Source organism: Paracoccus seriniphilus (assembly GCF_028553745.1).
GTDB lineage: Bacteria > Pseudomonadota > Alphaproteobacteria > Rhodobacterales > Rhodobacteraceae > Paracoccus > Paracoccus seriniphilus.
The window spans coordinates 323227-341498 of the sequence record NZ_CP067132.1; the positions used below are offsets into that span (position 1 = coordinate 323227).

The 18272-nt window shown below is 62.1% G+C and carries 16 protein-coding genes; 8 read left to right on the top strand and 8 right to left on the bottom strand.

What is annotated here, in order from left to right; genetic code table 11:
- Window positions 1-44 precede the first annotated feature (44 nt).
- From JHW44_RS19900 to JHW44_RS19935, 8 genes are all read left to right on the top strand, one after another.
- Window positions 45-998: a hydroxymethylglutaryl-CoA lyase gene (locus tag JHW44_RS19900; RefSeq protein WP_089345260.1), complete on the top strand. Its 954-nt coding sequence runs from the start codon at window positions 45-47 to the stop codon at window positions 996-998.
- Entirely contained in the window at window positions 991-2193 is a 1203-nt protein-coding gene (locus tag JHW44_RS19905; RefSeq protein WP_089345259.1) for a CaiB/BaiF CoA transferase family protein, read from the top strand. Before JHW44_RS19900 ends, JHW44_RS19905 begins: the two co-directional genes overlap by 8 nt.
- Window positions 2194-2290: 97 nt before the next feature.
- Window positions 2291-3487: a M24 family metallopeptidase gene (locus JHW44_RS19910; protein ID WP_089345258.1), complete on the top strand. Its 1197-nt coding sequence runs from the start codon at window positions 2291-2293 to the stop codon at window positions 3485-3487.
- Between the two features lie 172 nt (window positions 3488-3659).
- The gene (locus JHW44_RS19915; RefSeq protein WP_089345257.1) at window positions 3660-5261 is read left to right on the top strand and encodes an ABC transporter substrate-binding protein; all 1602 of its coding nucleotides are present in this window, start codon (window positions 3660-3662) and stop codon (window positions 5259-5261) included.
- A 74-nt stretch (window positions 5262-5335) separates the two neighbouring features.
- The gene (locus JHW44_RS19920) at window positions 5336-6343 is read left to right on the top strand and encodes an ABC transporter permease subunit (RefSeq protein WP_089345256.1); all 1008 of its coding nucleotides are present in this window, start codon (window positions 5336-5338) and stop codon (window positions 6341-6343) included.
- Window positions 6340-7239 carry an ABC transporter permease subunit gene (locus JHW44_RS19925; RefSeq protein ID WP_089345255.1) on the top strand — a complete coding sequence of 300 codons (900 nt, stop codon included), beginning with the start codon at window positions 6340-6342 and terminating at the stop codon, window positions 7237-7239. The genes JHW44_RS19920 and JHW44_RS19925 overlap by 4 nt, the downstream gene beginning before the upstream one ends.
- Window positions 7240-7242: 3 nt before the next feature.
- Window positions 7243-8082, top strand: a complete 840-nt coding sequence (locus JHW44_RS19930) for an ABC transporter ATP-binding protein (RefSeq protein ID WP_089345254.1) — start codon at window positions 7243-7245, stop codon at window positions 8080-8082.
- Entirely contained in the window at window positions 8079-8930 is an 852-nt protein-coding gene (locus tag JHW44_RS19935) for an ATP-binding cassette domain-containing protein (RefSeq protein WP_089345253.1), read from the top strand. The genes JHW44_RS19930 and JHW44_RS19935 overlap by 4 nt, the downstream gene beginning before the upstream one ends.
- 140 nt (window positions 8931-9070) lie before the next feature.
- On the opposite strand, the gene JHW44_RS19940 is transcribed toward JHW44_RS19935, so the two are convergent.
- The 8 genes from JHW44_RS19940 to JHW44_RS19975 form a co-directional block, all read right to left on the bottom strand.
- Window positions 9071-9748 carry a type 1 glutamine amidotransferase domain-containing protein gene (locus JHW44_RS19940; RefSeq protein WP_089345252.1) on the bottom strand — a complete coding sequence of 226 codons (678 nt, stop codon included), beginning with the start codon at window positions 9746-9748 and terminating at the stop codon, window positions 9071-9073.
- A gap of 29 nt (window positions 9749-9777) precedes the next feature.
- Window positions 9778-10809, bottom strand: coding sequence for an NADP-dependent oxidoreductase (locus JHW44_RS19945; protein WP_089345251.1), 1032 nt, complete (start codon window positions 10807-10809; stop codon window positions 9778-9780).
- Window positions 10810-10973: 164 nt separating this feature from the next.
- Window positions 10974-11624, bottom strand: coding sequence for a CDP-alcohol phosphatidyltransferase family protein (locus tag JHW44_RS19950; RefSeq protein WP_089345250.1), 651 nt, complete (start codon window positions 11622-11624; stop codon window positions 10974-10976).
- Window positions 11624-12574 carry a phosphatidate cytidylyltransferase gene (locus JHW44_RS19955; protein WP_089345297.1) on the bottom strand — a complete coding sequence of 317 codons (951 nt, stop codon included), beginning with the start codon at window positions 12572-12574 and terminating at the stop codon, window positions 11624-11626. Before JHW44_RS19955 ends, JHW44_RS19950 begins: the two co-directional genes overlap by 1 nt.
- Window positions 12574-13266, bottom strand: coding sequence for a lysophospholipid acyltransferase family protein (locus JHW44_RS19960; RefSeq protein ID WP_089345249.1), 693 nt, complete (start codon window positions 13264-13266; stop codon window positions 12574-12576). Before JHW44_RS19960 ends, JHW44_RS19955 begins: the two co-directional genes overlap by 1 nt.
- Window positions 13267-13408: 142 nt before the next feature.
- Window positions 13409-14677 carry a c-type cytochrome gene (locus tag JHW44_RS19965; RefSeq protein WP_089345248.1) on the bottom strand — a complete coding sequence of 423 codons (1269 nt, stop codon included), beginning with the start codon at window positions 14675-14677 and terminating at the stop codon, window positions 13409-13411.
- Window positions 14674-15255 carry a (2Fe-2S)-binding protein gene (locus JHW44_RS19970; protein WP_089345247.1) on the bottom strand — a complete coding sequence of 194 codons (582 nt, stop codon included), beginning with the start codon at window positions 15253-15255 and terminating at the stop codon, window positions 14674-14676. Before JHW44_RS19970 ends, JHW44_RS19965 begins: the two co-directional genes overlap by 4 nt.
- Window positions 15255-18056, bottom strand: a complete 2802-nt coding sequence (locus JHW44_RS19975) for a xanthine dehydrogenase family protein molybdopterin-binding subunit (RefSeq protein WP_218822595.1) — start codon at window positions 18054-18056, stop codon at window positions 15255-15257. The genes JHW44_RS19970 and JHW44_RS19975 overlap by 1 nt, the downstream gene beginning before the upstream one ends.
- Between the last annotated feature and the right edge of the window lie 216 nt (window positions 18057-18272).

The window sequence follows — 18272 nt, forward strand, 5'->3', positions numbered from 1 at the left end:
TTCGGCATTCTGATGCAACGGCATTTCGATGGGAGGAAATCCGCATGCTGACCCCGATCAAGGGATTCCCCGAGCGCGCCATCCTGACCGAGGTCGGCCCCCGCGATGGCCTGCAATCCGAGCCGGTTTTCGTGCCGACAGAACGCAAGATCGAACTGGTTCACGCCCTGATCGGTGCGGGCCTGCGCCGGTTCGAGATCACCTCATTCGTTTCCCCCCGCGCGGTACCGCAGATGCGGGACGCGGCGCAGGTTCTGGCGGCATTTCGCGGGCGTGACGACCTGCATCTGACCGCCCTGGTTCCCAATGTCCGCGGCGCCGAAGCCGCCATCGAGGCCGGCGCAGATGCGCTGGTGCTGTTCGCCTCGGCCTCGGAAAGCCACAATCTCAAGAACGTCAACCGCAGCCGTGCGGACTCGCTGGCCGGATTTGCCGAGATCGCACGCCTGGCCGAGGGCAGCGGCACCGCCCTGCAGGGTGCGATCGCGACCGCCTTCGGCTGCCCCTTCGAAGGCAATGTAGCCATCGAAGCCGTCGTCGATCAGGCCAAGGCCTATCGCGATCTGGGCATGGGTTATATCACCCTTGGCGACACCACCGGCATGGCAACACCAGCAAATGTCATCGAGCTCGTGCAGGCCCTGCGTCCGGTTCTGGAGGGCGTCGATCTGGCCCTGCATTTTCACAATACCCGTGGCGTCGGACTGGCCTGCGCCTATGCCGGATTGTCGCTTGGGGTGACGCATTTCGAATCCAGCATCGGCGGCCTGGGCGGCTGCCCCTTTGTTCCGCGGGCCACCGGCAATATCGCGACCGAAGATCTGGCCTACATGCTGGAGGAAAGCGGCGTGCAGACCGATCTGGACCTGGAGCGTCTGATCAGCGCGGCCGAACTGGCAGAAGAACTGGTGGGGCGTGAATTGCCCGGACAGGTGATGAAAGCGGGGCCGCGACTGAAGACCGCGGCAATGGACAGCGTGAGGACAGCAAATGGCTGAAGCAATCAAGGGGCCGCTGGACGGGCTGCGCGTGATCGACCTGACGCGCGTGCTGTCAGGGCCATTCTGCACGATGATCCTGGGGGACCTGGGCGCAGATGTCATCAAGATCGAGCCGCCAAAGGGCGATCCGGTGCGAGCACAAGGCACCATGACCGAAGGCCATTCGGGATATTTCGCCGGGTTCAACCGCAACAAGCGCTCGGTCGTGCTGGATCTTTACAGCGATGCAGGCAAGGCAGTGCTGCGCCGCCTGCTGGCCGAGGCAGACGTGCTGGTCGAGAACTTCCGCCCCGGCACGCTGGACAAGCTGGGCCTAGGCGAAGCCGCCGTGAAAGAACTGAACCCGCGCCTGATCGTGGCCAGCATCAATGGCTATGGCAGCACCGGCCCCTACAAGGATCGTCCCGCCTTTGATTTCATTGCTCAGGCAATGAGCGGCTTCATGGGCGTGAATGGCGAAGCCGACGGCCCGCCGATGCGCGCGGCCCCCCCGGTCAGCGATCTGGTTGCGGGCATCTATGCGGCCCTGGGAATTCTTGCCTCGGTCATCGGGCGCGAAAGGACCGGGCAGGGCCAGACGGTCGAAGTGGCCATGGTGAACGGTTTGCTCAGCCTGATGGCCTATCTGTCCTCGGAATATTTCGCGACGCACAAGGTGCCCGCCCGCACCGGCAATGATCACCCGCTGGTCTATCCCTATGGGCTATTCACCTGTTCGGACGGCCAGATCGCCGTGGCGAATTCGCATGACCAGATCCTGACGCGTTTTCTGGACACGCTGGATCTGGGCTGGGTGATGAGCGACCCCCGCTATGACAGCAACCCCAAGCGCATGGCCGCACGCGAGGAATTGCGCGACCTGATCAATGGTCGCATGGCCGGAAAGAGCCAGGAGCATTGGCTGGGCATATTGAACAAGGCCGGCGTGCCCTGCGGCATCGTTCAGGATCTGGCGCAGGTTTTCTCGGATCCGCAGATCAAGGCGCAAGAAATGGTTCTTCAGGCCCCCTGGCAGGACGGGCCATCCCAGCCGGTTCTGGGTTTTCCGGTCAAGCTGGGCTCGACCCCCTGCGCCATCCACCAGCCCGTGCCGCAACTGGGCGGAGGCACCGAGCAGGTTCTGGCAGAATTCGGCTTTGGCAGCGAAGAAATCCGGCAGTTGGTTGAACAGGGTGTCGCGGGCAGTCGCTGATCTCGGTGCAGGCGGGCAAAAGGCCGCAGCGTGACAACTCGACAGGCTTCGCGCGCACGGCGTAAAGCTGGGGCAAACGTCAGCAAAAGGACGCGCCATGCCCATCAGCCCCGCCGCCCCTGCCGCCACCGATCTGGATCGCGCATTGGCGACATTTCATCCCGTCTCGGTCCAGCCCTTCGCCATCACCGCCTATCGGGACCGGCTGACCTCACTGCAGGGTCTGATCCGCAACGCGGGACTGGCAGCGGTCTGGCTGGATGCCTCCAGTTCGCTGACCTATTTCACCGGCCTGAAGCTGGGCCAGTCCGAACGCATCCACGGCGCGCTGATCTGCGCTGATGGCCCGCCCGTCTATCTGACCCCGGTCTTCGAAGCGCCGAAACTGGAAAGCCTGCTGCGCATTCCCGGCCCGATGCTGATGTGGGAAGAGGACGAGGATCCCTATGCCCTCGTGGCGCGCCATCTGGCCGATCTGCCGGGGCGCGGCCTTGCGCTGGACCCGGCGACGCCGTTCCGCTTTGCATCCGGGATGATGTCGGCACTGGAGGGACAGGTCGCTTCCGCGGGGGACCATATCGCGGCGTTGCGACAGGTCAAATCCGCGGTAGAGATCGCCATCATCCAGGCTGCGATGGATGTCAGTTGGCAGGTTCAGCGCGCGGTTCATCGCGGGCTGCGTATTGGCATCAGCACGTCCGAGGTCGGACAATTCATCGATGCCGCCCATCGCGCTGCCGGTCTGAAGCCGCTGTTCCATGCCGTGCAGTTCGGAGAGGCCACGGCCTATCCCCATGGTGTGCCCCATCCCCAGATTTTGCAGGATGGCGACATGGTGCTGGTGGATATGGGCGGCACCCTGCAGGGTTATCAATCCGACATCACCCGCAGCTATGTCTTTGGCAGCCCGACGGCGCGGCAAAGGCACCTGTGGCACATCGAACATGCCGCCCACCGCGCGGCTTTCGCCGCCGCCCGTCCCGGCGCCGCCTGCGAAGAGGTTGACGCCGCCGCGCGCGCGGTCATCACCAAGGCGGGCTTCGGACCCGGCTATCAGGTGCCCGGCCTGCCCCATCGCACCGGACACGGGCTGGGGCTGGATATCCACGAAGAACCCTGGATCGTGAAGGGGAACCGCACACCCCTGCAGCCGGGCATGGTTTTTTCCATAGAGCCGATGCTTTGCGTCTATGGAGAATGCGGTATCCGTCTGGAAGATATTGTTTACATGACTCAGGACGGACCGCGCTGGTTCAGCCCGCCCTCGCCCGAACTGGACCGCCCCTTCGGCTAGATCGGGATGACCCTGCGTCGCACTTGCAGTTCCTGCAGGAAAATTATCTCTAATATGTGAAGGCAGTAGAAAACCCGCCTCTTCCGGGTATATGCCTATGAAATAAGCACTGCGAATCCTTCCGGGGATAACGCGGTCACCCGTTCAACAGTGAGCGAAAAGGAACATTCGCATGAGATTTCTGTCCCGCAGCCTTCTTGCCGTTTCGGCGCTGGCCCTGACCACCGCCGTCGCCGAAGCAAAAACCTTTGTCTATTGCTCGGAAGCGTCGCCCGAAGGTTTCGATCCCTCGCCCTATACATCCGGCACGACATTCGACGCATCGGCGCACCCGATCTATAACCGTCTGACCGAATTCAAGAAAGGCACGACCGAGGTCGAACCGGGTCTGGCCGAAAGCTGGGAAGTCTCTGCCGACGGCACCGAATATACCTTCAAGTTGCGTCAGGGCGTGAAATGGCAGTCCAATGACGTCTTCACGCCCAGCCGCGATTTCAACGCCGATGATGTGATCTTCTCGTTCCTGCGCCAGGGCGACACCGAACATCCGTGGCATCAGTATATTCCGGGGCTGACCTATGAATATTACACCGCGATGGACATGCCCAATCTGGTCAAATCCATCGAGAAGATCGACGACTATACCGTCAAGATCACGCTGACCCATCCCGAAGCGCCCTTCCTGGCCAATATCGCGATGCCCTTCGCCTCGATCCTGTCCAAGGAATATGCCGACACGCTTGAGGCAGCCGGCACGAAGGAAGACCTCAACAACAAGCCCATCGGCACGGGGCCGTTCAAATTCGTGGCCTATCAGAAGGACGCGGTGATCCGTTACCAGAAGAACGACGATTACTGGGGCGAGGTGCCCAAGATCGACGATCTGGTCTTCGCCATCACCCCGGATTCCGCCGTGCGCCTGCAAAAGCTGAAGGCCGGCGAATGCCACCTGATGCCCTATCCCTCGCCCGCCGATCTGGACTCGATCCGGGCGGATGAGAACCTGAAGCTGGACGAACAGCCCGGTCTGAATGTCGGCTATCTCGCCTATAACACCACGCAGGCACCCTTTGACAATCCAAAGGTGCGCAAGGCGCTGAACATGGCCATCAACAAGCAGGCCATCATCGACGCGGTATTCCAGGGCGCGGCCGAACCGGCCAAGAACCCCATCCCGCCGACCATGTGGTCCTATAATGACAGCATCGAGGATGATCCCTATGATCCCGAAGCCGCCAAGGCGATGCTGGAGGCCGAGGGCGTCACCGATCTGTCGATGAAGATCTGGGCAATGCCGGTTCAACGGCCCTATATGCCCAATGCCCGCCGCACGGCGGAACTGATGCAGGAAGACCTGTCCAAGGTCGGCGTCAAGGCCGAGATCGTCTCTTATGAATGGGGCGAATATCTGTCCAAATCCATGGAAGCCGGTCGCGATGGGGCGGTCATCCTGGGCTGGACGGGCGACAATGGCGATCCTGACAACTTCCTGTCGGTGCTGCTATCCTGCGATTCCGCCAAGGAAGGCGGCGCGAACCGTGCCTTCTGGTGCAACGAGGAGTTCTCGGATCTGCTGCAGCAGGCCAAGGTCACCGCTGACCCTGCCGAGCGCACAGGCCTGTATGAACAGGCTCAGGTCATCTTCAAGGAACAGGCCCCCTGGTTCACCATCGCGCATTCGACGCAATATGTGCCGATGTCGACCAGGGTTTCGGGCTTCCAGATGAGCCCGCTTGGCGATTTCACCTTCGAGGACGTTGATCTGGCCGAGTAAGCCAACCACGTCATTACTGGCACCAGACGGACGCGCGGGGCGGATACCCCGCGCGTTCCTTCAGGAAAGAGGCCATGGTCCGTTTCATCCTCTCCAAACTGCTGTATCTGATCCCCACCTTTCTCGGGATCACCATCATTGCCTTCGGCTTTGTCCGCATCCTGCCCGGCGATCCGGTGCTGTTGATGGCGGGCGAGCGAGGCGTGTCGCCCGAGCGTCATGCCGAACTCAGCGCGCAACTGGGTTATGACAAGCCGCTGGTGATGCAGTATTTCGACTTTCTCGAACGGTTGCTGCATGGCGATCTGGGCAATTCCCTGGTCACCAAGAAGCCTGTTCTGACCGAATTTCTGGCCCTGTTCCCGGCGACGGTCGAACTGGGCCTTTGCGCGATCCTGCTGGCAACGCTGATCGGCGTGCCGGTTGGGGTGCTGGCCGCGATCAAGCGAGGCAGCTGGTTTGACCAGCTTTCCATGACCACCGCGCTGGTCGGCTTTTCCATGCCGATCTTCTGGTGGGGGCTTTTGCTGATCATCTTCTTTTCCGGCATTCTGGGCTGGACGCCGGTCTCGGGGCGGATCAGCCTGATGTTCTATTTCCCGCAGGTGACGGGCTTCATGCTGATCGACAGCCTGCTGTCGGGGCAGGCCGGTGCATTCAAATCCGCGCTCAGCCATCTTGTCCTGCCCTCGGTCGTGCTGGCCACGATCCCGCTGGCCGTGATCGCGCGCCAGACCCGATCGGCCATGCTGGAAGTCATGGGCGAGGACTACGTGCGCACCGCCCGCGCCAAGGGCATGCCCTCGCGCCGGGTGATCGGCGTGCACGCGCTGCGCAATGCGATGATCCCGGTGGTCACCACCATCGGCCTGCAGGTCGGTGTATTGATGGCCGGAGCCATCCTGACCGAAACCATCTTCAGTTGGCCGGGCATCGGCAAATGGATGATCGATTCCATCTCTCGCCGCGACTATCCGGTGGTGCAATCCGGCCTGCTGCTGATTGCGGGTCTGGTCATGGTCGTCAACCTTCTGGTCGATCTGACCTATGGTCTTATCAATCCAAGGATCCGCGCATCATGAGCAATACCGAACAGGTTTCGACCCTCGCGATCCGCCGCCAGATGCTGGCCGAATTCTGGTTCTATTTCCGCCAGAACCGCGGCGCAGTTGCGGGATTGTTCATCTTTGTCCTGCTGGTGCTGACAGCAGTCCTTGCGCCGCTTCTGGCCCCCCATGACCCGACAGCGCAATTTCGTGATGCCCTGCTTGTGCCGCCCTTCTGGCAAGAGGGCGGGCAGACATCATTCCTTCTGGGCACCGATGCCGTCGGCAGGGACATGCTGTCGCGGCTGATCTTTGGCGCACAATATTCATTGTTCATCGGTATTGTCGTCGTATCCATCGCCCTTTTCGGCGGGATATTCATCGGTCTGCTTGCCGGATTTTTCGGCGGCTGGGTCGATGCGCTGATCATGCGGGTAATGGATGTCATCCTGGCCTTTCCCTCGCTGCTGCTGGCGCTTGTGCTGGTCGCGGTCCTGGGGCCGGGGCTGACCAATGCGATGATCGCCATCGCCATCGTCTATCAGCCCCATTTTGCCCGGCTGACCCGCGCCGCCGTCATGGGCGAGATGCGGCGCGAATATGTCACCGCCGCGCGTGTCGCCGGGGCGGGAAACCTGCGCCTGATGTTCAGGACCATCCTGCCCAACTGCCTTGCTCCGCTGATCGTGCAGGCCACGCTGTCCTTTTCCTCGGCAGTGCTGGATTCCGCCGCATTGGGATTCCTGGGCATGGGCGCACAGCCCCCCGCTCCGGAATGGGGGACGATGCTGGCCGAGGCGCGCGAGTTCATCCTGCGCGCATGGTGGGTGGTGACCTTCCCGGGTCTGGCCATCCTGATCTCGGTTCTGGCGATCAACATGATGGGCGACGGTCTGCGTGACGCGCTTGACCCAAAACTGAAGCGGAGCTGAGCCATGTCATTGCTGAACATCCGTAACCTGACCGTCAAATTCGCCACTGCCACCGGCAGTTTCACTGCCGTGGACGGAATCGACGTCTCGGTCGAACGCAGCGAGGTTCTGGCCATCGTCGGGGAATCCGGCTCGGGTAAATCGGTGTCGATGCTGGCGGTGATGGGTCTTTTGCCCGACACCGCCACCGTCACCGCTGACGAGATGAGCTATGACGGTCAGGACATGTTGACCATGAGCCCGGCGCAGCGGCGCAAGCTGATCGGACGGGAGATCACGATGATCTTTCAGGAACCGGTGGCCTCGCTGAATCCGTCCTTTACGGTTGGTTTCCAGATCGAGGAGGTGCTGCGCCTCAATCTGGGCATGTCCGGCAAGGCGGCGCGCGCCCGCGCGCTGGAACTGTTCGAGGCCGTCGGCATTCCCGAGCCCGCAGAAAAGCTGAAATCCTATCCCCACCAGATGTCGGGCGGACAATGCCAACGGGTCATGATCGCCATTGCCATCGCCAGCAACCCGCGTCTGCTGATCGCAGATGAGCCCACGACCGCGCTGGATGTGACCATCCAGAAACAGATCCTCGATCTGCTGATGAGCCTGCAAGAGGATTACGGCATGGGGCTGATCCTGATCACCCATGACATGGGCGTGGTCGCGGAAACCGCGGATCGCGTGGTGGTGCAATACAAGGGTCGCAAGATGGAAGAGGCTGACGTTCTCAGCCTGTTTGAATCACCGCAAAGCCCCTATACGCGCGCCCTGCTTTCGGCTCTGCCCGAACATGCCACCGGCGACCGCCTGCCCACCGTGGCCGAGTTTTTCCAAGAGGAGACCCTGCGATGACCCCTGTCGTTGAAGGACGCGCCATCGTTCAGGATTATCACATGCCCGGCAGCATGATGCGCCGCGCCAGCACCGTGCGGGCCGTCAACGGCATCGATTTTGCCGTGCAAAAGGGCAAGACGCTGGCAATCGTGGGTGAATCCGGGTCAGGAAAATCGACACTGGCGCGGATCATTGCGCTGATCGACGCGCCTTCCGAGGGCGAATTGCTGATCGAGGGCAAACGCGTCGATATTGCTGCCCGACGGCCCGGCCCTCAGTTGCGCTCGAAGGTGCAGATGGTGTTCCAGAACCCCTATGGCAGCCTGAACCCGCGCCAGAAGATCGGCGATGTCCTGACCGAACCGCTGGTCATCAACACTGATGTCCCCGCCGCCGAACGTCGCGAGCGCGCCAAGGCGATGCTGCAAAAGGTCGGGCTGCTGCCCGAGCATTACAACCGCTATCCGCATATGTTCTCGGGCGGTCAGCGGCAGCGGATCGCCATTGCACGGGCGCTGATGCTGAACCCATCGCTTCTGGTGCTGGATGAACCTGTCTCGGCGCTGGACCTGTCGGTGCAGGCGCAGGTGCTGAACCTGTTGGCGGATCTGCAGGATGAACTGGGTCTGACCTATGTCTTTGTCAGCCACGACCTGTCTGTGGTGCGTTATATCGCCGATGATGTCATGGTGATTTCAAAGGGTGTGGCGGTCGAACAGGCCAGCCGCGAAGAAATCTTCGCCAATCCGACCCATCCCTACACCCGGCAGCTGTTCGCGGCGACGCCCGTCACCGATATCGAGGCCATTCGCGCCCGCGTCGCCCGGCGCAGGGCCGCGGGTCTGGGCAGCACTGTCCAGACCTGAAAGGCCGCATGGCTGAAACGCCCGATCACCTACGGTCAGGGCCTTTGTGTTTCGGCAGGACCAGGACCGGCCGAGACAGCCGGACGCTCCCGTTGCAGGTGGCTTCGCACCGGCCTGCCGATGCGAAGCGTGATCTGGCTCTAGGCCAGCAGTTTCAGGACCGCCTCGGCTGCCTCTTCGGATGAAGCCGGGTTCTGACCGGTCACCAGTTTGCCATCGATCAGCACGAAAGAGGCCCAGTCCGCACCCTTTTCATATTGGCCGCCATTCGTCTTCAGCATGTCCTCGACAAGGAAGGGCACCACATCGGTCAGGCCGACCGCTTCTTCCTCGCTATTGGTAAAGCCGGTCACCCGCCTGCCGGCAACCAATGGCTTGCCATCGGCTGCCATGGCGTGACGGAACACTGCCGGCGCGTGACAGACCGCCCCGATCACGCGATCCGTGGCGGCGAAACGTTCGATCAGTTTGCGGCTGTCCCTATCCTCGGCCAGATCCCACAGCGGACCATGCCCCCCCGGATAGAAGACCGCGTCGAAACCGTCAGCATCGACCTGCGACAGAACTTGGGTCGAGGCCAGTTGCTCTTGCGCGGCGGCATCATCCTTGAATCGCCGCGTCGCATCGGTCTGTGCTTCGGGATCGTCGCTTTTCGGATCCAGCGGAGGTTGACCGCCCCTGGGTGAGGCCAGAACAACCTCGGCACCCGCGTCGCGAAAGACGTAATAGGGTGCCGCGAATTCCTCGAGCCAGAATCCGGTCTTGTGCCCCGTCTGGCCCAGTTGGTCATGCGAGGTCAGTACCATGAGAATTTTCATAGCGGTTTTCCTTTCTTGTCCGGAACGGCCTATTTGGCCAGCCGGATCACGCGCTTGCCGAATGCTTCGCCTCTCAGCAGTCCAACGAATGCCGAAGGCGCCTGTTCCAGCCCGTCGATCATTTCCTCGCGATACTTGATCTTTCCTTCGTCGACCCAACCTGACATCTGCTGGGCGAATTCAGGGTAGAGATGCCCGAAATCGTCAAAGACGATGAAGCCACGCATGGTCATGCGCTTTTTCAGAATGTGCCCCATCAGCAGCCCCATGCGGTCGGGACCATCGGGCAACGATGTGGCGTTATACTGCGAGATCAGGCCACATAGCGGAATCCGTGCCCTGGCGTTCAGCAACGGCAGCACCGCGTCAAAGACCGCGCCACCGACGTTCTCGAAGTAGATGTCGATGCCATCGGGCACGGCAACTTTCAGTGCCTCGGCAAAGCCTTCTGACTTGTAGTCGATACACTCATCAAATCCCAGCACATCGGTGACATGCCGGCATTTCTCGGCACCGCCGGCGATGCCGACAACGCGGCAGCCAAGGATCTTGCCGATCTGCCCCACGGTGGCGCCCACCGGACCGCTTGCCGCGGCCACGACCAGCGTTTCGCCCGCCTTGGGCTGGCCGATCTGGGTCAGACCCGCCCATGCCGTCAGGCCGGGCATCCCCAGGACACCAAGCGCCCATGAGGGGTTTTCGGGATCGCGGCCCATATTGATCACACCGGTCCCATCGGACAGCGCATAATCCTGCCAGCCGCCAAAGGCGACGACCCAATCACCGGGCGCGAAGCCCTCGACATCCGAGGAAACAACCTGCGCGACCGTGCCGCCCACCATCACCTCGCCCAGTGCCACTGGCGGCGCATAGGAGGGCGCGTCGCTCATGCGGCCGCGCATGTAGGGGTCAAGTGACAGAAAGACGTTGCGCAGCAGCATCTGGCCCTTGGCCGGAACGGGGATATCAACCGTTTCAAGGCGCAGCGTATCGGCATCGGGTTCGCCCTTGGGGCGCTGCGCCAGAACAAAGCGACGGTTTCTGCTATCTGATTGTTCCATTGTAAAATGTCCTTTGGACCCTGGAATTTCCTTGCCACATGGGTGGCCTGTCATCGCGGCAACACCCGCGGTCAGAGCGACGAACTATGCATGCGATGGCCGATTGCAAGGCTTCAGTCGCGATCAAGTCGGGACAGCCGCCCCCAGGGCAAGGTCGCGCGGCATCACCGGTCATCAAGACCGTGCAGTTTCCGCACCAGGCGCACTCCCCGGCGCAGCGCGGTCAGCCCCGCACCCAGAACCACCACCCACAGGGCTGCCGCCAGAATCTGTGTGGTCAGCCCGGCCAGCGGGGCAAACACCGACAGCAGCGCCGCCGCCGTGATCAACGCCATACGGTGAGGTTTGGCCATGGGACCGCTGTAATCCGCCCCTGCCCCGCAACGCATTCCCAATTCGCGCACATAGGCGGTCAGGAACGACATGCTGACGGCCGCCCAACCCAGCGCAGGCTGCCCAATGGCCAGGGCCACCCCCATCAGGATCAGCAGATCTGCGACGCGGTCGGGAAACTCGTTCCAGAAGGCACCATCGGGCGCCTGCCGGCCTGCCTCGATTGCAACCATGCCATCCAGCAGATTGCACAGCAGACGCAGCTGCACGAAAAGGGCCCCTGCCAGCAGCAGGGCGATCCGTGCCGCACCATGCGCCCCATCAGTCTGCCAGAAACACAGCCCCGCGATCAGCGCCGCCAGCATGCCCAGACAAGAGATCTGGTTCGGCGTGATCGGCGTGGCGGCCAGAGCGCGCGTCAGGGCGGCGGCCCAGCCGGTCTGGCGACTGGCAAGGGGACGACGATCAAGAGGGGTCACCATCAGCCGATACTCCAGTAATAACGGGTCAGATGGAAAAAGAACGGAGCGGCAAAGACGACGGAATCAAGCCGGTCGATGAACCCGCCATGCCCGGCGATCATATGGCCCCAATCCTTCACCCCTCGGTCCCGCTTGATCGCGGACATGACCAGACCACCAAAGAACCCCATCATCGTGATCACACCGGCCATCAGCGCCGCCTGGAGGGGTGCAAAGGGTGTCATCCACCAAAGCGCAGCACCGATCGCAATGGCCGTCAGCGTGCCGCCCAGGAAGCCCTCGACCGTTTTCGAGGGCGAGAGTGCCGGGGCGATCTTGCGCCGTCCCAACAGCTTGCCCCAGACATATTGCAGCACGTCGCTGAGTTGCACGACAATCACCAGAAAGGCGATCAACAGGACATTGCGGCCTTCATAGCCGGGGATCTTCAGCGTCAGCAGCGCCGGCACATGCGAGGCGCAGAACACGCAGATCATCAGCGCCCATTGCATCTCGGCCACCCGGATCAGGAAATTCCGCGTTTCGCCCCGCAAGGCCGACACGATGGGCAGCAGCAGAAAGACGTAGACCGGGATGAATATCGAAAACAGCCCGTACCATTCGATCCAGATCAGGTAATATTGCAGCGGCAGCACCACGAAGAACGCACCCACCAGCGTCCAGTGATCGGCGCGCGTGGCATTGGTCAGTGTCATGAATTCGCGCAGCGCCGCGAAAGAGCAGAATCCGAACAGCAGAAGAACGCCGGTCTTGCCGCCGACAAAGGCCAGTGACATCGCCAGAACCATCACCCACCATGACCGGATGCGGTCGTTCAGGTTTTCAATCGCGGCATTCTCGCCGTTGGGCGACAGGCGGATTTGCAGCAACCAGCCTGCCAGGGACGCGATGATCAGAAGCCCGCCAATACCCGCGATCACCGTCAACAGATCGGAACGTGCCTGCTCCATCATGCCCGCTCTTCCCCCTTGTCATTGGCGTCCTGCCGCAGGTCCAGCATCGCCTGCCGGGCGCGATCCAGGAACGCCGTTTTCGTTTCATCCGGCTGCAGGCGCATCGGCGCGCCATATAGCACCTTGCACATCAGCGGCACCGGGATCACCGCGCCCTTGGGCAGCACCCGGTTCAGATTGTCGATCCAGACCGGTACCAGATCCACTTCGGGCCGTGCAGAGGCCAGATGGAACAGCCCGGATTTCAACGGCAACAGGATTTCATCGGTGGTATTGCGTGTGCCTTCGGGAAACAGGATCAGCGAGGAACCCCGATCAAGCGCCGCGGCCATCTGGCCAACCGGATCGGTCCGCACGGCTTCATTGCGTTGCCTGTCGATCAGCAGGCTGTGAAAGACATCGCGGCCGATAAAGCTGCGCAGCCCCCCCTTGCCCCAGTAATCCGCGCCGGCGACCGGACGGGTCGCGCGCCGCTGGCGTTCAGGCAGGGTCGACCAGATCAGGATGAAATCCCCGTGGCTGGCATGATTGGCAAAATAGATGCGCTGTCCGCCTTGGGCGGGATCGATTCCTTGCCAGACCGGACGCACCGCTGTGACCAGCCGGGCAAACAGCCGGATCGCGTGACCGCAGACCCCGGCTGCAAGGCGACGCGGAAAAGAAGATTTTGGCCGTTCAGACAAAATCATGGCAATAACGTTCCAAACATTAACTTGCGACACATTCACGCGACGTTTTCCAACACCTGCCTGATCTTACCTCAAATTGCCAGCCACTGATCTTTTGACAGGTGACCGGCAATCTGATTTCGGATTTCTGCGGTGATGCGGCCTAATGGGCCTGTTTCAAGGCATCCGCGACCTGCGCGGCGCTCACCTCCGCAGATTGACCGCCCCAACGCTTGCGCAGATAGGTGACCAGTTCAGCCATTTCGGTGTCGCTGAGCATATCGCCAAAGGCCGGCATCGCCTGCATCCGCTCTCCATGCGCAAGGTCGCGTTCGGGAATGCCCTCGGCAATCACGCGGACCAGGTTGATCGGATTGTCGAACATGGCCGTGGTGTTGACATCAAGGCGCACCGAGGAATGCGGCTGGCCGCGCCCGTCTTCGCCATGGCAACCCGCGCAGAGCCCGGTATAGAGCGCGTGCCCCTCGGCCGAGAGAGCACCGGCCGGTGGCCGCGCCAGAAGCTCGGTCTCGGGCTGCTGTGGCATCAGATAGGCCGAGATCGCATCCAGATCGTCGAATGACAAATGGCTGGTGCTGTGGGACAGAACCGGGAACATGCGGAACGTCATCACCCCCTGAGGCGACAGCCCACGGTGCAGGAACTGGCTCAGATCATCGCGGTTCCAGCCACGTCTGACCAATGCATCCGCGCGCAGATCCGGCGCATAGGCCCCCTCGATCACGTTGCCAGCCAGATGATCGTCGGTCAGCGCATAGGCCAGATTGCGCGGCGTGTGGCATTCACCGCAATGGCCCAGCACATCGACCAGATACTCGCCCTGCGCATTTTGCGGATCGCGCGCGACAAAAGGCTCGGGGTCGGGACGGAACAGGGCGTTCCAGAAGGTCACGGCCGGCCGCAGATTGAAGGGGAAGATCAGGTCATTCCTGCGATTGGGCTTGTCGACCGGCGGCTGCTGCATCAGCCACAGATACAGCGCATCGGAATCCTCGCGGGTGATGCGGTGATAGCTGGGATAGGGCATCGCCGGATACAGGTTGCGCCCACCCGGTGCGATGCCCATGGCAACAGCGCGATACAGGTCGTCGGCATCCCATTCACCAATGCCATAGGTCCTGGACGGGGTGATATTGGTGCCATAGATCGCGCCCATTGGCGTGACCATGGGCAAACCACCAGCAAGATCCGAGCCGCCCGAGGGATCCGTGTGGCAGGCCGCGCAATCCGCGGCATGGGCGACCCATTCGCCCCGCTCGACCAGCCTGTCATGCTCGGAGGGCGACAGGCTGGCAAAATCCACCGAAGCCGGCGGGATCTGCACATCGCGACTGGACGTCCAGAACAGCAAGCCCGAGGCGATGATGCCCAGCAGCACCAGCACCCCAAGAATACGCAAGGCAGTGATCATTGGCCTGCCTCCTGCATGGCTGTGACATCAGTTCCGGGGCCGTCCGTCGTCAGCCCCGGCGTGGACAGGATCACATCGCGCACCGCCTCGTAATAGCGGACATAACCGGTGCAGCGGCAGATGTGGCGGTCAAGCGCCTCCAGCACCGCGGCCTCGACCTGATCCGAAGGGATCGGCTGGCGCTGAAGGCGTTCGATCAGCGCCGTGGCACCATTCACGAAACCCGGCGTGCAATAGCTGCACTGAAACGCGAAATGTTCCAGAAAGGCCATCTGAATCGGCGATGGCACCGGATTGCCCTGATCGTCGCGCCCGGCGATTCCTTCGATCGTGCGCACCGTCCTGCCGTTCACCCAGGTCACCCCCGTCACGCAGGCCGGGACCGTATAGCTGCCCTTGTCCGGGTCGTCGATGATGATCGTGCAGGCACTGCAGACACCCTGCCCGCAGGACAGGCGGGTGCCTGTCAGGTTGAGATATTCCTGCAGCAGTTCGACCATCATCAGATCCTGAGGCAGATCCATGGGCCCGATCTTCTGCCCGTTGATCGTCGCTGAAAAGCTGATCCTTTCGGCCATCACAACACCTCCTTGATGCGCGCCGCAGTGACCGGCATCTGATAGAAACGATGCCCCGTCGCATGAGCGATTGCATTGATGCTGGCGGCGACCACGGGGATCATCACCACCTCGGCCATGCCCTTGGGCGGATCATCTGCCGACAGTGCCGGCAGCACATGCCCGCTTTGCGACCAGACCGCCACTTCCGAAGCACGCGGCAGGTGATAGCGGCTGAAATTCCAGGTGCCATTGCCCGGCCCATCACCGTCGGTCGGCAGTTCTTCGAACAATGCGTGGCCAATGCCCATGGCCACCCCACCCTGCAACTGCCCCGAAACCAGCTCGGGCACGATCTGCGTGCCGCATTCCAGCCAGGTCTTGTGATTCAGCAATTCAACCTTGCCGGATCCGGTCGAGACCGCCAGTTCCACCAGCGAGGCACAGGGTGCGTAATAGACCGTGCCGGCATTGTTGCGTTGCACGGGCGGGTAATGGGCCTTGATGCGGGGCCGGAAGGCATAGCCGCCATCGGTCATTGCCGCCTTTTGCGCGGGATTGGCACCCTGCCCCCATTTCACCGACAGCGCGTCTATGGCCGCACGGAACTGCTGGCCATCAACCTCAAAATCCGCTTCGGCCCATGCCCAACGGTTGAAGGTGTGAACACAGACCCCGGTAATCCGCCCATCGCGATGGGCACGAGCCGAAAGGCGTTCGAGCGACAGCGGCTCCATCGAGCGTGCGACCAACATGCCATTGCGCCATTCGGCGTCTTCCAGGCTGACGGGCTCGGCACGCATCTGCCCGCCATCCGGCCCCTCACCCCAGATCGACAGAGCGGCAGGCCACAGTCCCAGCCGCAACAGCAACTGCGCCGCCTGTTGCGTGGCATGGGTAAAGTAATAGGCCGAATTCGACGCCGAGCGCGGCGAGGTGAAACGCGGCACCCATGTCGGGTCCTGCGCCAGTTGGTCTTCCTCCTCTTGCGAGGTCGTATAGGGTTCATCCTTGGTATGGACCGGCATCTGCGGCCAGTCCTGCACCGAGAACTCGACCTCATCGGCGGGACGACCAAGGAAGGGTTCGGCCACCAGCATCTGGGATGTCGTGGCCCCTGCCCCGATCTCGGCGGCGACATGGCGCATTTTCAGCCGCCCTTCGGGCGTGACCTCAAGCTGTACGACAGCGGCCTCGGCGCCAGTTCCGAAGTCCTTCTGAACGGCGGCGAAGCCGATCCCGTAGCGCTTGCCCGGGTTTTCAGCCTCGAACTCCTGCTTGCGCTGATCGCGACCGGTCCAAAGCGGATCCTGCGCTGCCAGTTCCAGAATCTCACCCGCGCGCAGATGGCCCGAAGGCACCGCGCCCTGCGTGTTCTTCATGCCACTCTCGATGACATTGCGCCGACGCAATTCGATCGGGTCGATCTTCATCTCGGCGGCGATTTCATCCACCAGCATTTCGGTGGACGCCATCGACTGCAGGGTGCCATAGCCGCGCATCGACCCCGAGGTGACAGAGGTGGATGGCAGAACCTCGACCGACAGATCGCTTTTGGGAAGGTAATAGATGGACTGCGCCGCCGTGACCGCGACCGTCCCGACCGAGGGGCTGAAATTCATCACGCCGCCGCCGTCACCGACTGCATCACAGGTCATGATCTGGAAATGCCCTTCGGAATCGACGGCAATGCCGGTGCGGATGTCAAATGGATGCCGCTTCAGCGCGAACTGGAAATGCTGCCAGCGGTCCAGCGCCACCCGGACCGGTCGCCCCTGTCCGTAAAGCGCCGCCATGGCCACGTAATAGGGAAAGGGCTGATGCTCTTTCTGGCCATAGCCGACAGTGTAGCCGGTAACGAAATCCAGATCGTTCAGAGCAAAGCTGCTGGCCGAGACCATGTCCATGATGTGATGCGCCGCAGCATAGGGCGATTGCGTTGCCCCGACCACATGCAGCTTGCCATCGGCATACCAGCCGAGACCATTTTCCGGTTCCATCGCAGCCGGATCGACAGACTGGCTTTTGAACTCTCGCGCGAAGACATGCCAGCCCTCCGGCGGTGTCTCCATCGTCGCGCGGATCTCGCGTGAATGGCGCATCGCCTCACCGAAGGCCGGATGGCTTGCATCCGGCCATTGCACGCCCCCCGTGGTCAGATCGGGCCAGACGGTCGTGTTCTGCATCGGCGAGAAACGATCCCTGCCGCGCGGATCATCGCCGCCGATACGCACGAAACGGGCCGCTCCATAGGGTGCGCGCGCAGGCTGATCGGCCTTTGCACCGAAACGGAAAACCCGGTCATTGAACTGCAGCTTCTTGCGGGCCGCGCGGAAGCGTTCGTAGTCATGCCAGATCCCCAGTGCGACAGGCTGGCCGATCATCGGCGGAACCTGACCTTCCGGCAGGAAGAAATCTCCATAGAAGGCAGAATCCGGCATTTCGACGCCATCCGCCTTCAGCCGCGCGGCATCCAGCAGCACATCGGGGGCCAGATCAGGTTCAAGCATCGAAAGGTCCAGGCCCAGATAGATGCGATCCGCACGCGGCACATGCAGGGTCAGCCCATGGGATTGCTCATCCGGCCAACCCGCCAGATCGCGCGCCCGAATGTCGATGGCGAATACCTTGCTGCCGGTGACCTTGGCCATGCCGTCGCGGCGATAGCGCAACTGCCCGTTCGCGAACCAGCCGGAATCCTGCCCGACCGGGGATGGCATCATCGCGGCCTGCGCCTGACCAAGCGGTCGAACCGCCGCCGTCACCCCCAGCGCGGCGGCTGCCGCCAGAAAACTTCTGCGGGAAATATCGAGATGTGGCACGGTCCCTCCGTCATTCCATTGCGTACTGGACGTGTATCCGGACTCAGCAATGCCAGAAATCAGATGGCGCTTCAATGTGATTGGCTGGGCGGCAGGCGCGGCAAGGCCCCTTCTCCAACCAGTCCGCTTCCCGGCCATCCCTTATCCTGGAGTCATTCACAGAGATGCCGGCTGTGCGAGCAAGCGATGCCAGTCGTTACAGGGTTAAGACACGAA